This is a genomic window from Peterkaempfera podocarpi, assembly GCF_042466665.1.
In the GTDB taxonomy this organism is placed as follows: Bacteria; Actinomycetota; Actinomycetes; order Streptomycetales; family Streptomycetaceae; genus Peterkaempfera; species Peterkaempfera podocarpi.
The window spans coordinates 1,878,189-1,899,496 of the sequence record NZ_CP162102.1 but is presented as its reverse complement, the minus strand read 5'-3'; the positions used below and the strand labels follow the sequence as shown (position 1 = coordinate 1,899,496).

Here is a 21,308-nt window from a genome sequence, read left to right as displayed (position 1 = left end):
CCCCTCATCAGCGGTCAAGCGGTGCCCCGAGGCCCGGCGACACCACCCCCCAGGCCATGCGTACAGCAGGGGGCAAACAGTCATACCGGACCCGGGGGCCGAGAGCCCCGTTGCGGAGCCACGAAGAAGGTAACGGGGTGGGGCGCTCGCCCGAGGCGGCCCGGTGGCGGACTCAGCGGGGCGACGGCGCGTCCTGCCGGGCGGCGGCGGACACCAGTGCGCGCACCACCCGCAGATCGTGGTCGCGTTCGGGATGCCACTGCACGCCCAGGGCGAAGCCGGGCCCCTCGGACTCCAGGGCCTCCACCGTGCCGTCCGCCGCGCGGGCGCTGACCCGCAGCCCGGTGCCCAGCCGGTCCACGGCCTGGTGGTGGTAGGTGGGCACCGGCAGTTCCGGCTCCGGCAGCAGCTGCGCCAGCGCGGTGCCCGGCACCGGCCGCACCGGATGGTGGGCGAAGACCCCCGGGGAGGGGCAGTGGCCGTCGTGGCCGACCGCGTCCGGGAGGTGCTGCACCAGGGTGCCGCCACAGACCGCATTGAGCAGCTGCATGCCCCGGCACACCCCCAGCAGCGGCAGCCGGGCCGCCAGTGCCGCCCGGATCAGTGCCGACTCCCAGCGGTCCCGCTCGGGCGCGGTCGCAGCCGTCCGCGGGTGCGCCGGCAGGCCGTACAGGGCGGGGGAGACATCCGGCCCGCCGGCGACCAGCAGCCCGTCCAGTCGCGCGGCCGCGGCGGGGGCCCGCTCGGGGTCGTCGGGCGGCAGCATCACGGCCAGGCCGCCGGCGGACTGCACCAACTGCGGGTAGACGGCGGGCAGCAGTGCCACCCGGTCCTCCCACACCCCCCATCGGGCGGTGTCCAGATAGGTGGTGATGCCGATCAGGGGACGGTCCTCCATGGCATGCCCTCCGGGGTCGGGTCAGGAGAGGAAGCCGCGCAGCAGCGCGGCGGTACCGGCGACGTGCTCCCGCATCACCGTGCGAGCCCGCTCCCGGTCGCCGTCCAGCAGCGCGGCCACCAGGGCGGTGTGCTGCTCCTCGGAGTGGAGCAGATTGGGCGGGAGCAGGGGTATGCAGTCCAGCAGTTCATTGACCGAGGCGCGCACCGAGGCGTACTGCTGGGCGACCGAGGGGGAGCCGCAGAGTTCGGCGACTGCCAGGTGCAGGCGGGTGTCCATACGGCGGTAGTCGCCGAGTGCGGCGGTGCCGGTGGCGGCCAGGCAGTCCCGCAGCCTCCGGGCGTGGGCGCCGGTGGGCCGGCTGGCCGCGCACAGCTCGGCGGCGCCGACCTCCAGCACCTCGCGGAAGAGCAGGGTGTCCTCCAGCCGGTCGCCCATCCGCTCGGCGCGGCGGCGCAGCTCGTCGCCGCCCGCCTGCCCGCCGGGGCCGGTGAGGGCGCCGGGGCGGTAGCGGACGAAGGTGCCGCCGTAGCGGCCGCGCCTGGTCTGCAGCATGCCCTGGTCCTGGAGCACCTTGAGCGCCTCACGCAGGGTCACCCGGCTCACCTGGAGCCGCTCGGCGAGCTCCCGCTCGGCAGGCAACCGGCCGCCGTCGGGGACCAGACCCAGCCGGACCAGCTGCAGGATGCGCTGGACGGCCTCCTCGAAGGTGTTGCCGGAGCGCACCGGTCTGAGGACGGCGGCCAGCCGGTCCTCCCCGGGGTCGTCCATGGCACCCTCCCCTCCTGCACGCGGCGCCGCGCCGCGCCGGGCGGGACCCTTCCCATTCAATGGTACAAGGCCATACCTTTGGGTTCTCGCGGAACCAGGGAGGCATCGCCGTGCCCGACCGACCGACGCCCCGAGGCGGGGCACCGCTCAGCCTTGAGGCCCTTCGCATCCTGGTCGAGGGCGGCGACATCGACACCGTGGTGCTGGCCTTCACCGACATGCAGGGCAGACTCCAGGGCAAGCGCTTCGCCGCGCCCTTCTTCCTGGACGAGGTGGCCCGGCACGGCAGCGAGGGCTGCGCCTACCTGCTGGCGGTCGACGTGGACCTCAACACCGTCGACGGCTACCGGATGGCCTCCTGGGAGACCGGCTACGGCGACTTCGCCATGCACCCCGACCTCAGCACCCTGCGCCGTGTCCCCTGGCAGCCCGCCACCGCCCTGGTCACAGCCGACCTCGCCTGGCAGGACGGCACCCCGGTGGCGGCCTCCCCCCGGCAGATCCTGCGCCGCCAGCTGGACCGGCTCGCCGGCCACGGCTGGTCCGCCTACGCGGGCACCGAGCTGGAGTTCATCGTCTTCCGGGACACCTACGAGGCCGCCTGGCAGCGCGGCTACCGCGACCTGACCCCGGCCAACCAGTACAACGTCGACTACTCCCTGCTGGGCACCGCGCGGATCGAGCCGCTGCTGGCCCGGATCCGCAAGGAGATGGGCGGCGCGGGGATGACCGTGGAGTCGGCCAAGGGGGAGTGCAACCTGGGGCAGCACGAGATCGCCTTCCGCTACGACGAGGCGCTGACCACCTGTGACCAGCACAGCGTCTACAAGACCGGCGCCAAGGAGATCGCCTCCCAGGAGGGCATGGCGCTCACCTTCATGGCCAAGTACGACCAGCGCGAGGGCAACAGCTGCCACATCCACCTCTCGCTGCGCGACGCGGCAGGCGCCCCGGTCTTCGCCGGACCCGACGGGGAGATGAGCGCCACCATGCGGCACTTCCTCGCCGGACAGCTGGCCGCGCTGCGCGAGTTCAGCCTGCTCTATGCGCCCAACATCAACTCCTACAAGCGGTTCCGCGCCGGCTCCTTCGCCCCCACCGCGGTCGCCTGGGGCCGCGACAACCGCACCTGTGCGCTGCGGGTGGTCGGCCACGGCCCCTCGCTGCGCCTGGAGAACCGCGCCCCTGGCGGCGACGTCAACCCCTATCTGGCGGTGGCCGGCATGCTCGCCGCCGGTCTGCACGGCATCGAGCAGCGCCTGGAACTGCCGCAGCCCTGCACCGGCAACGCCTACTCCGCCGACGCCGGCCACGACCGCCTGCCCGCCACCCTGCGGGAGGCCGCCGAGCTGTGGCGCACCTCCGCGCTCGCCGCGGAGGCCTTCGGCCGGGACGTGGTGGAGCACTACCTCACCATGGCCCGGGTCGAGCAGGACGCCCATGACAGCGCCGTCACCGACTGGGAGCGCTACCGCTCCTTCGAGCGGATGTGAGGAGCCCCATGACCGAGCCGGAGGCCCGTCCCGTCCTCAACCCGGCGACCGAGGAGGTGATCGCCACCGTCCCCGACACCTCACCCGCCGAGGTCGACGCGGCCGTGCAGCGCGCCGCCAAGGCCCAGCACTCCTGGGCCGCCCTGGCGCCGGGCGACCGGGCCCGGCTGCTGCGCCGCTTCGCCGACGCGGTCGACGGGCAGGTGGAGGAGCTGGCCGGCCTGGAGGTACGGGAGGCCGGCCACACCGTGGCGGGCGCCCGCTGGGAGGCGGGCAACGTCCGCGACCTGCTGGAGTACGCCGCCGGGGGAGTGGAGCGGCTGACTGGCCATCAGATCCCGGTGGGCACGGGTGTGGACCTCACCTTCCACGAGCCCATCGGCATCGTCGGGGTCATCGCACCCTGGAACTTCCCCATGCCCATCGCCGGCTGGGGCTTCGCCCCGGCGCTGGCCGCCGGCAACGCCGTGCTGCTCAAGCCCGCCGAGGCCACCCCGCTGACCGCCCTGCGGCTGGCCGCACTCGCCCTGGACGCCGGGCTGCCCGACGGCCTCTTCCAGGTGCTGCCGGGCGCCGGCGCCGTCACCGGCCGGGCGGTGGTGGACCACCCCGCCGTACGGAAGATCGTCTTCACCGGCTCCACCGCCACCGGCAAGGAGGTGATGGCCCGCTGCGCTGCCCAGGTCAAACGGGTCACCCTGGAGCTCGGCGGCAAGTCCCCCAACATCGTCTTCCGCGACGCCGATCTGGAGCGCGCCGCCGCGGCCGCGCCCATGTCCTTCCTCGACAACGCGGGGCAGGACTGCTGTGCCCGCACCCGCATCCTGGTCCAGCGGGAGGTGTACGACGAGTTCCTCGGCCTGCTGGAACCGGCCGTCACCGCCGTCACCGTGGGCGACCCGTCCGACCCCGCCACCGACATGGGCCCGCTGATCTCCGCCGCCCAACTGGCCCGGGTCTCCTCCTATGTCACCCCCGACCTCCCGGTGGCGGCCCGCGGCACCGTGCCCACCGGCCCGGGGTTCTGGTTCCCGCCCACCGTGCTGACCCCGCGGGATCCGGGCTGCCCCGCAGCCACCGAGGAGATCTTCGGCCCGGTCGCCGTGGTGCTGCCGTTCGACGACGAGGCCGATGCGCTGCGGCTTGCCAACGCCACCCGCTACGGCCTCTCCGGCTCCATCTGGACCCGGGACATCGGCCGGGCACTGCGGCTGGCCCGGGGGGTCGCCGCCGGCAACCTCTCGGTCAACTCCCACTCGTCCGTGCGCTACTGGACCCCCTTCGGCGGCTACGGCGAATCCGGCCTGGGCCGGGAGCTCGGCCCGGACGCCGTCGCCCACTTCACCGAGACCAAGAACGTCTTCATCAGCTCAGAGGAGTGAGGGACGCAGATGACCACCGATCCGCAAAGCCCGGTCTGCCGCCGCCTGGTGGGCCGCACCGCAGTGATCACCGGCGCGGGCAGCGGCATCGGCCTGGCCGCCGCCCGCCGATTGGCCTCCGAGGGCGCCCATGTGGTCTGCGCCGACATCGACGAGACCGCGGGCAAGGCCGCCGCGGAGGAGGCCGGCGGGCTCTTCGTACGGGCTGACGTCACCGACGCCGAGCAGGTCGAGGCGCTGTTCGCCGCGGCCCACAGCACCTACGGCAGCGTGGATGTGGCGTTCAACAACGCCGGGATCTCGCCGCCCGACGACGACTCCATCCTCACCACCGGGCTCGACGCCTGGCGGCGTGTCCAGGAGGTCAATCTGACCTCGGTCTACCTCTGCTGCAAGGCGGTGCTGCCGTACATGCAGCGGCAGGGCCGGGGTTCGGTCATCAACACCGCCAGCTTTGTGGCGGTGATGGGGGCGGCCACCTCCCAGATCTCCTACACCGCCTCCAAGGGCGGGGTGCTGGCCATGTCCCGCGAGCTGGGTGTGCAGTTCGCCCGGGAGGGGATCAGGGTCAACGCCCTGTGCCCCGGACCGGTGGACACCCCGCTGCTGCGGGAGCTCTTCGCCACGGACCCGGAGCGCGCAGCCCGCCGCCTGGTGCACATCCCGCTGGGCCGCTTCGCCCGCGCCGAGGAGATCGCCGCCGCGGTGGCCTTCCTCGCCAGCGACGACTCCTCCTTCATCACCGCCAGCGAGTTCCTGGTGGACGGCGGGATCTCGGGGGCGTACGTCACCCCGCTGTGACCGTTCCTGTTGCGCTCTTGACCCTGCTCTTATCAGGCACGACGTACGGTTCCGACCGTGACTGCGACGATTCCGTCCGGCTGGTACCCGGACCCGAGCAACAGCGGCGGCCCGGACCGGCGGCTGCGGTGGTGGGACGGCACCGGGTGGACCGGCAACACCCGCCCCGTCCCCGCGGACCAGGCCGCCGGCGAGAGCGCTGACGAGCCGTCAGGCGACCCTGGGCAGCCGGAGCACCCCGAGCCGGCGGCGGCCCCGGAGGAGGAGGCGCCGACCGCGGTCCTCCCCACTGCCGAGGCCGCCCCCGTGCCCGAGGCGGCCCTCGCGCCCGAGGTGGAGCCGGCGCCGGAGACGGAGCCGCTCCCGGCCCCCACAGTCGCACCGGAGGGTGCAGCCGCTGGACCGGCCCCCGTGGTCGCCTGGCCCATGCCGCTGCCGTCGGAGGGGGATCGCCCCAAGCGCCGGCGCCCCTCCCGGGCGCTGGTGACCGCGGCCGCCGTGGCGGCCCTGGTCGGTGCCGGTATCGGCTCCGGAGCCACCTATCTGGGCATGCGCAACGACGACGGTCAGCAGACACGCCCCTTCTCCGCACCCGCGAACGGCGGCCGGCAGTTCGGCGGTGGGAACGGCAACGGGGGACAGAGCAGCGGCGGCCAGGGCGGCAGCGGAGGACAGAGCGGCGGCCAGGGCTTCGGCTTCGGCGGCTCGGACGGCGGCAACAGCGGCGGCACCGGCGGTTTTGGCGGGGGGTCCGACGGTGGGGGTTCCGACGGTGGGGGTTCCGACGGCGGGGGATCCAGCGGAGGCCTCGGCGGCCTCGGCGGGCTCGGCGGCGGCTCCAACGGCGGAGGCAGCGGCGGCTCCGGCAGCGACGCCGCCCTCGACACGGTCAACCACATAGCGCTCCCCGTCCCCTCCGGCTGGAGCGGCGGCACCACCGACGACGGGCATGCCGCCCTCTCCATCGGCTCCTACTCCTGCCCGCAGTCCCAGTACGGCTGCACACTCGGCGGAGTGGTCACCAGCACCCTCAAGGGCAGCGACCCGGCGGCCGCCGCCAAGTCGGACATCAGCGCCGCCGTCAAGGAGTCCTACGGCACGGTCAACTCCCACCAGGAGCTGAAGTCCCAGCAGGTGTCCGTCGCGGGACGGTCCGGCTATCTGGTCCGCTGGAAGGTCGACGCCAAGACCGGCAACGACGGCTATGTGGAGACCGTGGTCTTCCCGGCCGCGAGCGGCAGCTCCCTGGTCGCCGTCCACCTCGGCTTCGACGCGGTGGACAAGGCCCCTTCGCTGGACCAGATGGACACCATCGTCAGCGGCATCAAGGACCACAGCGGCTCGGCCGGCGCAGGCTCGGGCGCCGGCGCCGGCGCCTGAGACATCCCAAGGCCGCCACCCGCGCATCGCGGGTGGCGGCCTTGGCGCTGTCCGCCACCGTCACAGATAGGTCATGCCCTCGCCCCGGTAGGTCGGGACGGAGTCCACCACCCGGTTCCCCTGCACCAGATGCAGCCGGTCGAAGCGCTCGCAGAGCTCGCCGGCCTTGGCGTGCCGGAACCAGACCCGGTCGCCGATCAGCAGGTCGTCAGCCGCCGACCCCAGCAGCGGCGTCTGCACCTCCCCGGCCTGCTCCTGCGGGTCGTAGCGCAGCCCCTCCGGCAGATACGGCTCGGGGAGGCGGTCCCGTCCCGCGGCACCGGAGGCGGGATAGCCGCCGCCCAGCACCGTCACCACGCCCACCCCGGGCCGCCGCACCACCGGCAGGGCGAACAGCGCCGCCGGACGGCCCCGGAACGCCGTGTAGTTGTCGAACAGTCGCGGCTGGTACAGGCCCGAACCCGCCGCTATCTCGGTCACCGCGGCCTCCGCCGCCGTCGACTCCACACTGCCGGTGCCGCCGCCGTTGACGAACTCCAGGTCGGTCACCTGCCGCAGTGCCCGCACCACCGCGGCCCGCCGCTCCGCCAGCTCCACCCGGGCCCGCGACTGCATCGCCCGGACGACCTGGGAGCGCAGTGGACGGCCCGCCAGCGAGTCGCCGACGCCCGCTATGTGGCCCTCGTACGCCATCAGCCCCACCACCCGGAAGCCCGGCCTGCGCTGCACCAGCCCGGCGAAGGCCGCCAACTCCTCGGGGGTGCGCAGCGGGGAGCGGCGCGCCCCGATGCGCACCCGTCCGCCCAGCATCCGCAGCGCGGTGTCCATCTCCAGGCAGACCCGGATCTCCTCGCCCGCCCCCGGGCCGCCCTCCCGGGCTTCGTCGATCAGCTCCAACTGGGCCGGATCGTCCAGCATCACCGTCACCGCGGCGGCGAGTTTGGGGTCGGCGGCCAGCTCGGCATAGCCCGAGCGGTCGGCCGAGGGGTAGGCCAGCAGCACGTCCTTGAACCCGGCTCTGGCCAGCCATATCGACTCCGAGAGCGTGAAGCTCATCACCCCGGCGAAGCCCTCCACCGCCAGTACCCGCTCCAGCAGGGCCCGGCAGCGCACCGACTTGCTGGCCACCCGGATCGGCTTTCCGCCGGCGCGGCGCACCAGATCGGCTGCATTGGCGTCAAAAGCGTCCAGATCCACCACTGCCAGCGGTGCGTCCAGATGTGCGGTGGCCCGGTCGTACCGGGTGCGGTGAGCAGCAGGGTTCGCCATGCGCGAAGACTGCCACACGCCCGCTACCCGCCGGTAGACGAAGGGTCCGGCCGAGGTGTATCGATTCTGCCGCCCAAGGACGACCGCGGTGTGCCCCGAACGCGTAGGGTGGCGGCGGTGGTTGCGCAGGTGGGGCGCTGGGGAGCGCCGTCCGCCGGGGCCTGCGGCATGCCAGGGGACGGGGGTGGCCGCAGATGCACGACGCCGAGGCGGCACCGCCCCGGTCCATGCTCCCGGCCCGGCGGCCCCCGTACCCCGACCGCGGAGCGCCGGGTCCCGACCGGCCGCCGCCGTCCGCCGCCCCCGCCGCTCACGGCGGCCTGCGGACCGGGCTTGCGGCGCTCTGTTTCACCGCCGGGCTCGGGCTGCTGGTCGGCCCCGCCGCGGCCTCGCTGCCCGTCCCCGGCCGGCTTGCCGCCGACGGCCCGCAGTCCGCGGCCGGACAGCGCTTCGCCCTGGCCCGCTCCCTGTGGCGCACCGCCCCCGCTGACGCGCTGCTGCCGCCCGCCCTGGACATCGGCGACGGCACCACCTGGAGCCGCACGGCCGCCCCCACCCAGTCCCCGTGCACCCCCGCCCTCCTCGGCCGCGGCCTGTACCACGCCTTGGCCCCGGTCGGCTGCGCCCGGCTGCTCCGCACCACCTACACCGACCTGGCACGCACCCGGCTGGTCACCGTCGGCATCGCCGCCACCACCGCGGCCGACCCCGCGGCGGCCGCCCGCTTCGCCCGCGGCTGGGGGCGCCGCAGCGCCGGCCGCAACGCCGGTCTGACGCCGCCTCCGGCCGGCGGCCCGACCGACTCGGCCGCGGCGTGGACGGCGCAGCCCGATCCGGCCGGCCCCTGGCTGGTCTGGTCGGTCTCCGCCTTCGCCGACGGACGGCGGATCGCCGCCCCCGTCCCGGCCGGTCCCGCCGCGGGCGACCGGCGCGACCCCCTGGTCGAGGCCGGTCTGCCCGCCGCCGCCCGCGGGCTGGCCGCCGGGGTCTCCGAGGCCGTCGACACCGCCCTCGGCCGGGCCGTGCTCCGGCAGCACACCGCAGCGGCCGCCGCTCGATGACGCCACGTCGGAGCGGGGCCGGTGGGGTCGGGGCGGCCGCGGCGACGGCACCGCCGGCGGTCGTACTGACGCCGGTCGTACTGACGGTGGCCGTACTGACGGTGATCGGAGCGGCCCCGGCCGCGTACGCGGACACCGCCCGGGACCACGAGTGGCCGCTGCGCACCCTGCACGCCGCGCAGGCATGGCGTACCACCCGGGGGGAGGGGACGGTGGTCGCGGTGCTCGACACCGGGGTGGACCCCGGCCACCCCGACCTCACCGGCCAGGTCCTCCCCGGCCGGGACATGGTGGGCCTCGGGGCCCGCCCCGGCGACCGGGTGTGGGCGCGCCACGGCACCGGGATGGCGGCGATCATCGCCGGGCACGGGCACGGCCCCGGGCGTACCGCCGGTGTGCTGGGGATCGCCCCGGCCGCCCGGATCCTGCCGGTGCGGGTCATCCTGGAGGACGCCGACCCACGGCGCTCCCAGGCCCGCAGCCGTCCGGGCGACACCCTGGCCGCGGGCATCCGCTGGGCGGTGGACCACGGCGCGGACGTGATCAACATGTCGCTCGGCGACGACAGCGCCGCCGCGCACGCGGACCCCGGGGAGTACGCCGCCGTGCAGTATGCGCTGCGCCACGGGGTGACCCTGGTGGCGTCCGCCGGGAACGGCCGCCGGGACGGCGACCGCTCGTCGTATCCCGCCGCCTACCCCGGGGTGATCGCCGTCGCCGCGGTGGACCGCGGGGGCGACCCGGCCGGCTTCTCCACCCGCCGCTGGTACACCGCCGTCGCCGCCCCCGGGGTCGATGTGGTGATCGCCGATCCGGACCGCCACTACTACGAGGGCTGGGGCACCAGCGCGGCCGCCGCCTATGTCTCCGGGGTCGTCGCCCTGCTGCACTCGGCCCGCCCCGGGCTGAACCCCGCCCAGATCCGCACCGTGCTGGAGGAGACCGCCGTCGACCGGCCCGCCGGCGGCCGCAGCGACGCGGTCGGCGCGGGCCTGGTCGACTCGGTGGCGGCGCTGGCCGCCGCCGCCCGCCTGCGACCGGAGCCGGCCGTGCCGCACCCGGCCCCGCACCCGGCCGCGGAGGCTGGTGGGAGCACCCGCGCGGCGGCCTCGTCGACCCGCTCGCGGACCCGCGTCGGCGGGGCCTGGTCCGACCGGGTGCGGATCTGGGCGGGGGCCGGGCTGCTGCTGCTCGCCGTGGTGCTGCGGCGGCGGGCCCGCGGAGCGCTCAGGCCGGTGTCCCCAGCACCCCGGTGAACGCGTCGGCGGAGGCCTCGGCGGCCGCCTCGACCAGGGAGATCCCCCCTCCTCCGTGGCATTGCCGTCGGAGAGCACGGCGACCAGCAGCTGATGGCCGTCGTGCTGCACCTCGCCGATGCTGTTGACCACCCACAGGCCTGTGGTGGAGCGCGGCAGCCAGCCGTTCTTCAGCCGGTAGGCGGTGCCGTCGTCGGCCGCCGCCGAGACCCCCCAGTCCTGGTCGCTCTCCACCTGCCCCATCTGGGTGCGCAGATAGCTGCGGGAGTCGGCGTCGAGCGGGGAGTCGTCGCCGAATATCGCTGCCAGCAGCCTGACCTGGTCGGCGGCGGTGGTGGCGGTCAGACCCCAGTGGCCGGCGTCCCCGGAGGCGGTGGAGGTGAGGCCGAAGGCGCGGTTGGCCCGGTCCAGTCCGGACGCCCGCCCTATCCGGGTGTACAGGGCGTCCGCGGCGCTGTTGTCGCTGTTGGCGATCATCGTTTGGGCGCGGGCCCGCTCCTCGGCGGTCAGGTCGCGGCCCGCCTGCTGGGCCTGGAGCAGCAGGGCGGCCAGGATGTCCGCCTTGGCGATGCTGGCGGTGGCGAAGGTGTGCCCGGCCGCCCCGTAGTGCGCCGACACCCCGGTGGAGAGGTCCTGGACGGCGACGGACAGCCGGCCCTGGGCCCCGCCGGCCACCCGTTGCACCGCCTTGGCCACCGCATCCGCTGCCAGTTTGGCCGTGTTGCGCGGGGAGGGGGCGGCGGAGACCCGGGCGGTGTCGCGGGTGGGTGAGGCGGTGGGGGCCTGCGCGGTGGCCGAAGGGGTCGCGCCGGCCGCGAGGGCGGCCGGGGCGCTGCTGGAGGGGGCGCTGCTGGACGGGGCTGTGGACGCGTGCTTACCGGACCCGTGCCCGCCGTGGCGGTCACGGGAGATCTGCACCACCGTGCCGCAGCCGAGGGCCACGATGCCCACCAGTGCCGCGGTGCGGAGCACACCGCCCAGGCGTCTTCGGGGGCGTCTGCCGCTCGGGGGGCCTGCCGGGACCAGCATCTCCGTGTTCCTTCCGCTCATGCGCAGGACGCTAGGAAGTCCGTCTGCAAGAACGCTGAGAGGAGAGTGAGCGCCGCCTGAGAAGGCGCTCGCACCGTCGCATACCCTCAATGCGTGGAACGCAAGAGCATCCCGGACCCAGGCTTCTCCGGAGACGACGGCGGAGCCGACCCGCGGCTGACCGCGGCGCTGGCCCGCTGGGCCGACGACCCGGCCGGGGGCGAGCCGGAGCTGCTGGCCCGGATCGGCGGCGCCCGTCTGATGGTGCCGGTGGTGGCGCTGCTGGGCGAGGTGGAGACCGGTACGAGCGAAGCGAGCTGGGGGTCCGCCGGGCCGAAGGCTGGGGGAGGCTTGCGGCGGGAGAAGACCAGCGACATGGCGGTCCCCGTGGTGGAGGCGCCGGACGGGCGGCGGGCGCTCCCCGCGTTCACCTCGCTGGAGGCCCTGGCCCGCTGGCGGGCCGACGCCCGCCCGGTGCCGGTGCACGGCCGCCAGGCGGTGCTGGCGGCCTACTCGGAGCGTGCGGACACCCTGCTGCTGGACCCGGCGGGCCCGGTCCCGTACCAGCTGACGGGTGCGGCCATGCGGGCGGTCGCCGAGGGGCGGGAGCATCTGCCGCCGGCCCGTGACCCCGAGGTTTTGGCGGTGCTCCGCCGGATGGTCGCCGCCGAGCCTGCGGTGCTCAGGGCGTATCTGCGGCCGGCGGAGCAGACCGACGCGGTGCTGGCGCTGGTCCCGGAACCGGAGGCGGGGCAGGACGCGGTCCGCGGGGCGGCGCAGCGGATCGCGGCCGGTGTCGCGGCGGACGAGCTGCTGAGGGTGCGGCTGGACCGCGGCCTGGACCTGGCCCTGCTGCCCGCCTCGGCGAGCATCGGCGGGGAGCCGCTCTACAGCCGCTGACGTGCACCGCTGGCAGGAGCCACCGGCATGCTGCGGGGGACGCCCGTCCGGGCGTCCCCCGCAGCATGCCGGAGCGGTTCAGGAGTAGACCGGGCGGTTCAGGAGTAGACCGGGCCGGTGTACTTCTCGCCCGGTCCCTGACCCGGCGCGTCCGGCACCAGCGAGGCCTCGCGGAAGGCCAGCTGCAGTGAGCGCAGGCCGTCGCGCAGCGGGGCGGCGTGGAAGCTGCTGATCTCGGAGGCGCTGGCGGTCACCAGGGCGGCCAGGGCGGTGATCAGCTTGCGGGCCTCGTCCAGGTCCTTGTGCTCGTCACCGTTCTCGGCGAGACCGCACTTCACGGCCGCGGCGCTCATCAGGTGCACGGCCACGGTGGTGATCACCTCGACGGCGGGCACGTCCGCGATGTCGCGGGTGGCGTCGTCCTCGGGCGTGGGGTCAGGCTGGGTGCTCATGTTCTCGCTTGTCTCTGCGGGTGAGGGCTCTCCCCGGGAGCGTACGCGCCGGGCTGCGGAATAACGCCGACCCCCTGGACGCTGCTATGATTCCAGACTGACCGGCCTGACACCTTCGGGTGCCCGGCCTACAAGTGGAGGCTCCACGTACAGGGATCCCGTTGGGGAAGCCCCGTCAGTCTCCCACCCGATCGTCCTCCGGGTCGACGGGTTCCGGTCCGCGGCCGACACCTCCGGGTGCCAGAGCCGTCATGTCGCCCCGCGTGAGCTTGCTCGCGAGGGCGCTTCCGGTTGTTGTGGAGCCCCGCCTGTGCACCGTGCGGGGCTTTTTTCGTGTCCGCGGTGCGTGCCCTCCGACAAGGCGCGCAGCGCAGCACGGATGAAGCTCCGCCCGGTGAGTCGAGTCGACACGTGCGACCGCCGCCCGACGGCCGCATCGGAAACAGGTGCAACCGAGGAGGCCCCATCAGCACCGAGCCCCGCATCAACGACCGGATTCGCGTCCCCGAGGTGCGACTCGTCGGTCCCAGTGGCGAGCAGGTCGGCATTGTGCCGCTTGCCAAGGCGCTGGAGCTTGCGCAGGAGTACGACCTCGACCTGGTCGAGGTCGCGGCGACCGCACGGCCGCCGGTGTGCAAGCTCATGGACTACGGCAAGTTCAAGTACGAGTCGGCCATGAAGGCCCGTGAGGCGCGCAAGAACCAGGCGCACACGGTCATCAAGGAGATGAAGCTCCGGCCGAAGATCGACCCGCACGACTACGACACCAAGAAGGGTCACGTCGTTCGGTTCCTCAAGCAGGGCGACAAGGTCAAGATCACGATCATGTTCCGCGGTCGTGAGCAGTCCCGCCCCGAGCTGGGCTTCCGACTGCTGCAGCGGCTCGCGGACGACGTCCAGGAGCTGGGATTCGTCGAGTCCTCGCCCAAGCAGGACGGCCGTAACATGATCATGGTTCTCGGTCCGCACAAGAAGAAGACCGAGGCGATGGCCGAGGCCCGCGAGGCCGCCGCCGCCCGTAAGGCCGAACGTCAGGGCCGCACCGCCACTGCCGAGGCCCCTGAGGCCGACGAGGTCGACGAGGTCGACGAGGTCGACGAGGTCGTTGAGACCTCCGAGGTCGTTGAGACCTCCGAGGTCGAGCAGTCGGCAGACGCCCAGGCTCCGGCAGAGTAACCAGCAGTACCTCGGTACCGGGGCGGCCCGCCCCGGCACCCGAAGATCCATTCAGCGCTTCCCCGCCTGCGCCCGACGTGTGCGGGCGGGGGCGGACCGACGAGGAGAGTACGGCGACATGCCGAAGAACAAGACGCACAGCGGCGCCAGCAAGCGCTTCAAGCTCACTGGCTCCGGGAAGGTGCTGCGCCAGCGCGCCGGCCGCCGTCACCTGCTCGAGCACAAGCCGTCCACGCTGACCCGCCGCCTGGCCGGCACGGTCGAGATGGCCCCGGCCGACGCCAAGAAGATCAAGAAGCTTCTCGGCAAGTGATCGCGCCCCGCACGGCTGCGCCGATGCGGGAACCCGCCGATCCTTCCCGACCTATTCGAATGCGGACCGCGTGAAGATGTCCGCGGTCCTACCCAAGGAGTAATGCAGTGGCACGCGTCAAGCGGGCAGTGAACGCCCACAAGAAGCGCCGGGTCATCCTCGAGCGGGCCAGCGGCTACCGCGGCCAGCGGTCGCGCCTGTACCGCAAGGCGAAGGAGCAGGTCACCCACTCTCTCGTCTACAACTACAACGACCGCAAGAAGCGCAAGGGCGACTTCCGCCAGCTGTGGATCCAGCGGATCAACGCCGCCGCGCGTGCGAACGGCATCACCTACAACCGCTTCGTCCAGGGTCTGAAGGCCGCCAACGTCGAGATCGACCGCAAGATGCTGGCCGAGCTCGCGGTGAACGACCCGGGCGCCTTCGCGTCCCTGGTCGAGGTCGCCCAGAAGGCGCTGCCGGCCGATGTGAACGCCCCCAGGGCCGCCGCCGACGCCGCCTGATCCAGGCAGCCGCCTGACCCCAGGCACAGAGCAGACCCGCAGGTGCGCCCGGTGCGCGCCTGCGGGTCCTGCTTTGCGCCCGCCCCGGCCCCCCTCAGAAAGCGCCATGGCTACCACCGACCGCCCCGAGCACGGCCCCCTGCTGACCTCGCTGCGCTCCCCCCGGGTCACCGCCGCCCGCCGTCTCGCCCGCCGCCCGCAGCGCGCCAGAGAGCGCCGCTTCATCGCCGAGGGCCCCCAGGCCGTACGGGAGGCGGTCGCCTACGGCCTGCTCCCCGGGGGTGGCGAGCACGCGGTGGTGGAGGTGTACACCACACCGGAGGCCGCCGAGCGCCATGCCGACATCGTGGCCGCCGCCCAGGACGCCGGGATCCCGGTCCTGACCGCCACCCCCGAGGTGATCGCCGAGGTCTGCCAGACGGTGACCCCGCAGGGCATCGTCGGGGTCTGCCGCTTCGTGGACACCCCCTTCGACGCCGTGCTGGCCGCCCGGCCCCGGCTGGTGGCCGTCCTCGCCCATGTCCGCGACCCCGGCAACGCCGGCACGGTGCTGCGCACCGCGGACGCGGCCGGTGCCGACGCGGTGGTGCTCACCGACGCCTCGGTCGACCTCTACAACCCCAAGGCGGTGAGGGCCTCGGTGGGCAGCCTCTTCCACCTGCCCGTCGCGGTGGGGGTGCCGGTGGCCGACGCGGTCGCCGGGCTGCGTGCGGCGGGCGTACGGGTGCTGGCCGCCGACGGCGCGGGCGACCGCGACCTGGACGCCGAACTGGACGACGGCACCCTGCGCGGCCCCACCGCCTGGGTCTTCGGCAACGAGGCCTGGGGGCTGCCGGAGCAGACCCGGGCGCTGACCGACGAAGTGGTGCGGGTGCCGATCCACGGACACGCCGAGAGCCTCAACCTGGCCACCGCCGCGGCGGTCTGCCTCTATGCCTCCGCCCGTGCGCAGCGCGGGGCGGGAGGGTGCCGCGCGGGCGGGTAGAGACGCCACCGGTCGTCTCCGAGAGGGCGCCGGGCTTCAGCCCGGTGGTGAATCGGACTCCCGTGGAGCGGGACCGGATTCGGCGAAGTGCCGCCAAGACACTCCGCCGCCCGGTACGGTGACCGTGTCAGGTACCGCCGGACGGGCGGGAACGGGGTCTTCGGACCCGAAAGTCTGTGGAGACCGGGTCAAGACTGCTGCTTGCGGTGGCGCTGGTCGCTGAAGCAGGAAGCCATGGAGGTGTCGCGTCAGCGGCACGGGCTGAATCCTCGGCATTCATGCCGAGGAGCGCGTCAATGTGAGGCTCCTCGAAGACAGGCCGGCCGGCACACGGGGGGAGCGGATTGTCCCAGCACACCGGTGAGAGGCCCGGTGAGGACGGCACCGGACTCGGGATCGACCCCGACGACCTGCCCGACGGACTGGTGGTCGCCGACCAGTTCGGGGACGTGGTCTGCTTCAACACGGCTGCCACCCGGATCACCGGTATCCCGGCGGCCGACGCCCTGGGGCGCCCGTACACCGAGGTGCTGCCGCTGGAGGACCTGGACGGCCGCCGCTGGTGGCAGTGCACCGACCCCTACGGCGGGCTGGCCACCCGTACCCGCCAGCCCGAACGCAATCTGCTGCTGCCCGGCGGCCGCGAGGTGCTGGTCTCCGCCCGCTATCTGCGGGCCGCGCGGTGCGGCCCGGTCCAGCGGCTGGTGGTCGCGCTGCGGGGCACCGAGGACCGGCGCCGCACCGAGCGCAGCCATGCCGAGCTGATCGCCACCGTGGCCCATGAACTGCGGTCCCCCCTGACCAGCGTCAAGGGCTTCACCGCCACCCTGCTCGGCAAGTGGGAGCGGTTCACCGAGGACCAGAAGAAGCTGATGCTGGAGACCGTCGACGCCGACGCCGACCGGGTCACGAGGCTGATCGCGGAACTGCTGGACATCTCCCGGATCGACGCCGGCCGCCTGGAGCTGCGCCGCCAGGTGGTGGACGTCGCCGCGGCCGTCCACCGCCACACCGACTCCATGGCCGCGGCAGGCATCGCCTCGGAGCGGTTCCGGATCCGGGTGCACCAGCCGCTTCCGCAGCTGTGGGCGGACCCGGACAAGGTCGACCAGGTGCTGTGGAACCTGCTGGAAAACGCGGTGCGGCACGGCGAGGGGACTGTCACCATCGAGGTGGAGCCCGCCAAGGAGCTGGTCGAGGGCCCCGCGGAGCCCAGGATGCCCGGGGTGCGCCGCACCGAGCCCGCAGGGCGCGTACTGGAAGGGACGGCCGTCACCGTGAGCGACGAGGGCCCCGGTATCCCCGAGGACGCGATCCCACGGGTCTTCACCCGTTTCTGGCGGGGCAGCCGACGCGGCGGGACCGGCCTGGGCCTCTATATCGTCAAGGGCATCGTCGAGGCCCACGGCGGCACCATCCGGGTCGACCAGGCCCCCGGTGGCGGTGCCCGGTTCCGATTTATCCTGCCCGCCGGAATCCCCGACTTCATGCTGTGAGTCGGCCCCGGCGGGCTGCCAGCCCCGGACCGCCGGTGACCCGTACGGACCGCGAGCAGCGCGCTCCGGGCGGCCCCCGCACCCCACGCCGCGCGCACGCGGCCGCGGTGTGACCCCCACCGGACGCCGCGCCCCCGCACCCCGGGAGGCGGCCGCCGGAGGGGCACAGCCGGGCACCCCGGCTCCCCGCCGCAGGCCGCCGGGCCGCCTTGTGCGGTGCCGCGCCCCTCCGCGGGGCGGCGCGGGGGCGGTCATGGTGTCCAAGATCAGCGGTTCCAGCCCTAGTAGACTCGCTGGATGACGTCGAGCGACGTCAGGCGGATCACACCCCCTGGGAAGGGCCGGGCCACGCCCCCACCACCCGAGCACGGACGAGCAGGAGCACGGGAAAGATAGAGATGTCGGCACCCAACAAGTCGTACGACCCGGTCGAGGTCGAGGCCCTCAAGCCCGAAGAGATCGAGCGGATGCGGGACGAGGCCCTGGCGGCCATCGCCGCCGCCGGAGACCTTGCCGCGCTGCAGGACAGCAAGGTCGCGCACACCGGCGACCGCTCGCCGCTGGCCCTGGCCAACCGCGAGATCGGCGCCCTGCCCCCGCACGCCAAGGCCGACGCCGGCAAGCGCGTCGGACAGGCCCGTGGCGCGGTCAACCAGGCGCTGGCCCGGCGCCGCGAGGAGCTGGAGGCGGAGCGCGACGCCCGCGTGCTGGTCGAGGAGGCGGTGGATGTCACCCTGCCCTACGACCGTGCGCCGCGCGGCGCCCGGCACCCGCTGACCACCCTCACCGAGCTGATCCAGGACACCTTTGTGGCCATGGGCTACGAGGTGGCCGAGGGCCCCGAGGTCGAGGCGGAGTGGCTGAACTTCGACGCCCTCAACCTGGGCCCGGACCACCCGGCCCGCACCACCCAGGACACTTTCTTCGTGGCCGGCCCCGACGGCAGCGCCGACAGCGGCGTCGTCCTGCGCACCCACACCTCCCCGGTGCAGGCCCGCACCATGCTGGATCGCGAGCCGCCCATCTATGTGATCTGCCCGGGCCGCACCTTCCGCAGCGACGAGCTGGACGCCACCCACACCCCGGTGTTCGGGCAGGTCGAGGGTCTCGCCGTGGACGAGAACATCACCTTCGCGGACCTCAAGGGCACCCTGGAGCACTTCGCCGCCACCATGTTCGGCGACGACCTGGCCCACCGCTGGCGGCCCAACTACTTCCCCTTCACCGAGCCGTCCGCCGAGATCGACCTGCAGTGCTTCGTCTGCCGCGGGGAGAGCGTCGGCAACCCGGACCGCCCCTGCCGCACCTGCTCCTCCGAGGGCTGGATCGAGCTGGGCGGCTGCGGTGTGGTGAACCCGCGGGTGCTGATCGCCTGCGGCATCGACCCCGACCGGTACAGCGGCTTCGCCTTCGGCCTCGGCCTGGAGCGGATCCTGATGAACCGGCACAACGTCGAGGACATGCGAGACATCGTCGAGGGTGACGTGCGCTTCACCCTCCCCTTCGGGATGGAGATCTGATGCGGGTCCCGCTTTCGTGGCTGCGGGAGTACGTCGACCTGCCGGCCGGCGAGACCGGACGTGACGTCGCCGCCAGGCTGGTGAACGCCGGCCTCGAGGTCGAGACCGTGGAGCGGGTCGGCGCCGAGCTGACCGGGCCGCTGGTGGTCGGCAAGGTGCTGGCGATCGAGGAGCTGACCGGCTTCAAGAAGCCGATCCGCTACTGCCAGGTCGACGTCGGCAAGGCCAACGGCACCGGCGAGCCGCAGAACATCGTCTGCGGCGCCCGGAACTTCGCCGTCGACGACAAGGTCGTGGTGGTCCTCCCCGGGGCCGTCCTCCCCGGTCCCTTCCCGATCGCCGCCCGGCAGACCTACGGCAAGGTCTCCGAGGGCATGATCTGCTCCGCGCGTGAGCTCGGCATGGGCGACGACCACGACGGCATCGTGGTGCTGCCGCCCGAGTACGAGCCCGGCACCGACGCCATCGAGCTGCTCCAGCTGGTCGACGAGGTGCTGGACATCGCCGTCACCGCCGACCGCGGCTACTGCCTGTCGGTGCGCGGTGTCGCCCGCGAGGCCGCCACCGCGTACGGTCTGCCGCTGGCCGACCCGGCGCTGCTGGACGTGCCGCCCGCCGACTCCGACGGCTACCAGGTCAAGATCGCCGACCCCGAGGGCTGCGACCGGTTCGTGGCCCGCACCGTCAGCGGCATCGACCCGGGCGCCGCCTCCCCGATCTGGCTGCAGCGCCGGATCCAGAAGGCGGGGATGCGGCCGGTCTCGCTCACCGTCGACATCACCAACTATGTGATGCTGGAGACCGGTCAGCCGCTGCACGCCTACGACCGGCACCGGCTCTCCGGTCCGATCCAGGTGCGGCGTGCCGAGGCGGGGGAGAAGCTGCGCACGCTGGACGGCGTCGAGCGCAAGCTGTCCGCCGAGGACCTGCTGATCTGCGACGACTCCGGCCCGATCGGGCTGGCCGGTGTGATGGGCGGTGCCTCCACCGAGATCGCCGACCACGCCGTGGACGCGGACTCCGGGCAGGTGCTCGGCACCAGCGACGTGGTGGTCGAGGCCGCGCACTTCGACCCGGTGGCGATCGCCCGCACCGCCCGCCGCCACAAGCTGCCCTCCGAGGCGTCCAAGCGGTTCGAGCGCGGCGTCGACCCCGAGGCCGCCCCGGCGGCCGCGCAGCGGGTGGTCGACCTGCTGGTGCTGATCGGCGGCGGTACCGCCGACGCCGGGGTGACCGATGTCGCCGCACCCCGGCCCGGCCGCACCATCACCATCCCCGGACCACCCCGACCGGGTCGCGGGCACCGAGTACGGCCGGGAGACCGTCACCCGGCGGCTCCAGGAGGTCGGCTGCACCGTCACCGGCGCCGATGTGCTCACCGTGACCCCGCCGAGCTGGCGCCCTGACCTCACCGACCCCAACGACCTGGCGGAGGAGGTCATCCGGCTGGAGGGCTATGACAACGTCCCCTCCCGGATGCCCCAGGCGCCGCCCGGCCGCGGTCTGACCGCGGCGCAGAAGCGGCTGCGCCGGGTCGGCCGGGCGCTCGCCGGTGCCGGCTGTGTCGAGGTGCAGAACTACCCGTTCCTGGGTGAGTCCGTCTTCGACGCGCTGGGTCTGGCCGCCGACGACGCCCGCCGCCGCACGGTGAAGCTGGCCAACCCGCTCAACCACGACGAGCCCGCGCTGCGCACCACGCTGCTGCCGGGCCTGCTGGCGGCGCTGCACCGCAACGTCGGCCGCGGCAACACCGATGTGGCGCTCTTCGAGACCGGCCTGGTGTTCCGCCCCAAGGCCGAGCTGTCGGTGCCGCCGCGGCTGCCCGTCGACCGGCGTCCGACCGCGGACGAGCTGGCCGCCCTGGACGCGGCACTGCCCGACCAGCCGCGCCGTGTCGCGGTCGCGCTGGCGGGTCAGAGCGAGCCCGACGGCTGGTGGGGCAAGGGCCGCCCGGCGACCTGGGCCGAGGCCGTGGAGGCGGGCCGTACGGTCGCGCGGGCCGCGGGAGTCGAGCTGATCGTCCGACAGGACCAGCACGACCCCTGGCACCCGGGCCGCTGCGCCGCGCTGCTGGTCGCCGGTGCCGACGGTACCGAGCGGCTGGTCGGCCACGCCGGAGAGCTGCACCCGCGGGTGGTCAAGGCGCTGCACCTGCCGGAGCGCACCTGCGCCATGGAGATCGACCTCGATCTGCTGGCCGCCGACGGCGACCTGCGGGTGACCGCGCCGACGGTGTCCACCTACCCGGTGGCCACCCAGGACGTCGCCCTGGTGGTCGACGACTCCGTGCACGCCGCCGACGTCGAGGCCGCGCTGCGGTCAGGGGCCGGTCCGCTGCTGGAGTCGCTGCGCCTGTTCGACGTCTTCACCGGCGAGCAGCTCGGCGAGGGCCGCAAGTCGCTGGCGTACGCCCTGCGGTTCCGCGCGGCGGACCGTACGCTGACCGCCGAGGAGGCCTCGGCGGCCCGTGACGCCGCGGTGGCCGAGGCGGTCGCCCGCACCGGTGCGGTGCTGCGCGGCGCCTGACGTGTCACCGGCACCGCTGGGTGCCATCGGGACCGCCCCGCTCGGAGGACTCCGGGCGGGGCGGTCCCGTCGTTTCCCCGGCCCTGCGCACCGCTGC

Annotated in this window: 17 protein-coding genes and 2 pseudogenes; 14 read left to right on the top strand and 5 right to left on the bottom strand. The window is 74.0% G+C overall.

All coding sequences use genetic code 11. The features are described from left to right. Positions 1-172 precede the first annotated feature (172 nt). Positions 173-898, bottom strand: a complete 726-nt coding sequence (locus AB0761_RS08390; protein ID WP_377268336.1) for a gamma-glutamyl-gamma-aminobutyrate hydrolase family protein — start codon at positions 896-898, stop codon at positions 173-175. A 21-nt stretch (positions 899-919) separates the two neighbouring features. Beyond that, on the bottom strand, positions 920-1,669 hold the full coding sequence (locus tag AB0761_RS08385) for a FadR/GntR family transcriptional regulator (RefSeq protein ID WP_377268335.1): 750 nt from the start codon (positions 1,667-1,669) through the stop codon (positions 920-922). Between the two features lie 110 nt (positions 1,670-1,779). Here AB0761_RS08385 and AB0761_RS08380 point away from each other — a divergent pair, with 110 nt between their 5' ends. Genes AB0761_RS08380 through AB0761_RS08365 form a run of 4 tightly spaced genes read left to right on the top strand, consistent with a single transcriptional unit; the run spans position 1,780 to position 6,725 of the window. Further along, positions 1,780-3,162 carry a glutamine synthetase family protein gene (locus tag AB0761_RS08380; protein ID WP_377268334.1) on the top strand — a complete coding sequence of 461 codons (1,383 nt, stop codon included), beginning with the start codon at positions 1,780-1,782 and terminating at the stop codon, positions 3,160-3,162. Between the two features lie 8 nt (positions 3,163-3,170). Next, positions 3,171-4,544, top strand: coding sequence for an aldehyde dehydrogenase family protein (locus AB0761_RS08375; protein WP_377268333.1), 1,374 nt, complete (start codon positions 3,171-3,173; stop codon positions 4,542-4,544). Between the two features lie 9 nt (positions 4,545-4,553). Beyond that, positions 4,554-5,345 (top strand): 3-oxoacyl-ACP reductase, encoded by a 792-nt coding sequence (locus AB0761_RS08370; RefSeq protein ID WP_377268332.1) that lies wholly within the window; start codon positions 4,554-4,556, stop codon positions 5,343-5,345. A gap of 57 nt (positions 5,346-5,402) precedes the next feature. After that, positions 5,403-6,725 (top strand): DUF2510 domain-containing protein, encoded by a 1,323-nt coding sequence (locus tag AB0761_RS08365; protein ID WP_377268331.1) that lies wholly within the window; start codon positions 5,403-5,405, stop codon positions 6,723-6,725. Between the two features lie 60 nt (positions 6,726-6,785). Here the strand turns inward: AB0761_RS08365 and AB0761_RS08360 are convergent, their stop codons facing one another. Beyond that, positions 6,786-7,994, bottom strand: a complete 1,209-nt coding sequence (locus AB0761_RS08360; protein ID WP_377268330.1) for an amino acid deaminase/aldolase — start codon at positions 7,992-7,994, stop codon at positions 6,786-6,788. Positions 7,995-8,188: 194 nt separating this feature from the next. Between AB0761_RS08360 and AB0761_RS08355 the strand changes: the two genes are divergently transcribed. Continuing rightward, positions 8,189-9,055, top strand: a complete 867-nt coding sequence (locus tag AB0761_RS08355; RefSeq protein ID WP_377268329.1) for a hypothetical protein — start codon at positions 8,189-8,191, stop codon at positions 9,053-9,055. Next, positions 9,052-10,311, top strand: coding sequence for a type VII secretion-associated serine protease mycosin (mycP, locus tag AB0761_RS08350; RefSeq protein WP_377268328.1), 1,260 nt, complete (start codon positions 9,052-9,054; stop codon positions 10,309-10,311). Before AB0761_RS08355 ends, mycP begins: the two co-directional genes overlap by 4 nt. Positions 10,312-10,443: 132 nt before the next feature. On the opposite strand, the pseudogene AB0761_RS08345 reads toward mycP, so the two are convergent. Continuing rightward, positions 10,444-10,788 (bottom strand): annotated as a pseudogene (locus AB0761_RS08345) (serine hydrolase); the annotation flags it as partial. A gap of 666 nt (positions 10,789-11,454) precedes the next feature. Between AB0761_RS08345 and AB0761_RS08340 the strand changes: the two are divergent. Further along, positions 11,455-12,240, top strand: a complete 786-nt coding sequence (locus AB0761_RS08340; RefSeq protein WP_377268327.1) for an SseB family protein — start codon at positions 11,455-11,457, stop codon at positions 12,238-12,240. A 98-nt stretch (positions 12,241-12,338) separates the two neighbouring features. Here AB0761_RS08340 and AB0761_RS08335 read toward each other — a convergent pair whose 3' ends face one another. Continuing rightward, the gene (locus AB0761_RS08335; RefSeq protein ID WP_377268326.1) at positions 12,339-12,692 is read right to left on the bottom strand and encodes a DUF1844 domain-containing protein; all 354 of its coding nucleotides are present in this window, start codon (positions 12,690-12,692) and stop codon (positions 12,339-12,341) included. A 465-nt stretch (positions 12,693-13,157) separates the two neighbouring features. On the opposite strand from AB0761_RS08335, the gene infC reads away from it, so the two are divergent. The 7 genes and pseudogenes from infC to pheT all read left to right on the top strand — a co-directional run bounded on the left by infC (position 13,158) and on the right by pheT (position 21,211). Next, entirely contained in the window at positions 13,158-13,868 is a 711-nt protein-coding gene (gene infC, locus AB0761_RS08330; RefSeq protein WP_377273971.1) for a translation initiation factor IF-3, read from the top strand. 118 nt (positions 13,869-13,986) lie between these two features. Next, the gene (gene rpmI, locus AB0761_RS08325) at positions 13,987-14,181 is read left to right on the top strand and encodes a 50S ribosomal protein L35 (RefSeq protein WP_055590591.1); all 195 of its coding nucleotides are present in this window, start codon (positions 13,987-13,989) and stop codon (positions 14,179-14,181) included. A 107-nt stretch (positions 14,182-14,288) separates the two neighbouring features. Further along, a complete protein-coding gene (gene rplT, locus AB0761_RS08320; protein ID WP_377268325.1) occupies positions 14,289-14,684 on the top strand; it encodes a 50S ribosomal protein L20 in 396 nt (131 codons plus the stop codon). 106 nt (positions 14,685-14,790) lie between these two features. Beyond that, positions 14,791-15,669: a TrmH family RNA methyltransferase gene (locus AB0761_RS08315; RefSeq protein ID WP_377268324.1), complete on the top strand. Its 879-nt coding sequence runs from the start codon at positions 14,791-14,793 to the stop codon at positions 15,667-15,669. A 344-nt stretch (positions 15,670-16,013) separates the two neighbouring features. Further along, the gene (locus AB0761_RS08310; RefSeq protein ID WP_377268323.1) at positions 16,014-17,165 is read left to right on the top strand and encodes an ATP-binding protein; all 1,152 of its coding nucleotides are present in this window, start codon (positions 16,014-16,016) and stop codon (positions 17,163-17,165) included. Between the two features lie 398 nt (positions 17,166-17,563). Beyond that, the gene (pheS, locus tag AB0761_RS08305) at positions 17,564-18,685 is read left to right on the top strand and encodes a phenylalanine--tRNA ligase subunit alpha (RefSeq protein ID WP_377268322.1); all 1,122 of its coding nucleotides are present in this window, start codon (positions 17,564-17,566) and stop codon (positions 18,683-18,685) included. Continuing rightward, positions 18,685-21,211 (top strand): annotated as a pseudogene (gene pheT, locus AB0761_RS08300) (phenylalanine--tRNA ligase subunit beta). The gene pheS and the pseudogene pheT overlap by 1 nt, the downstream one beginning before the upstream one ends. Positions 21,212-21,308: the final 97 nt, after the last annotated feature.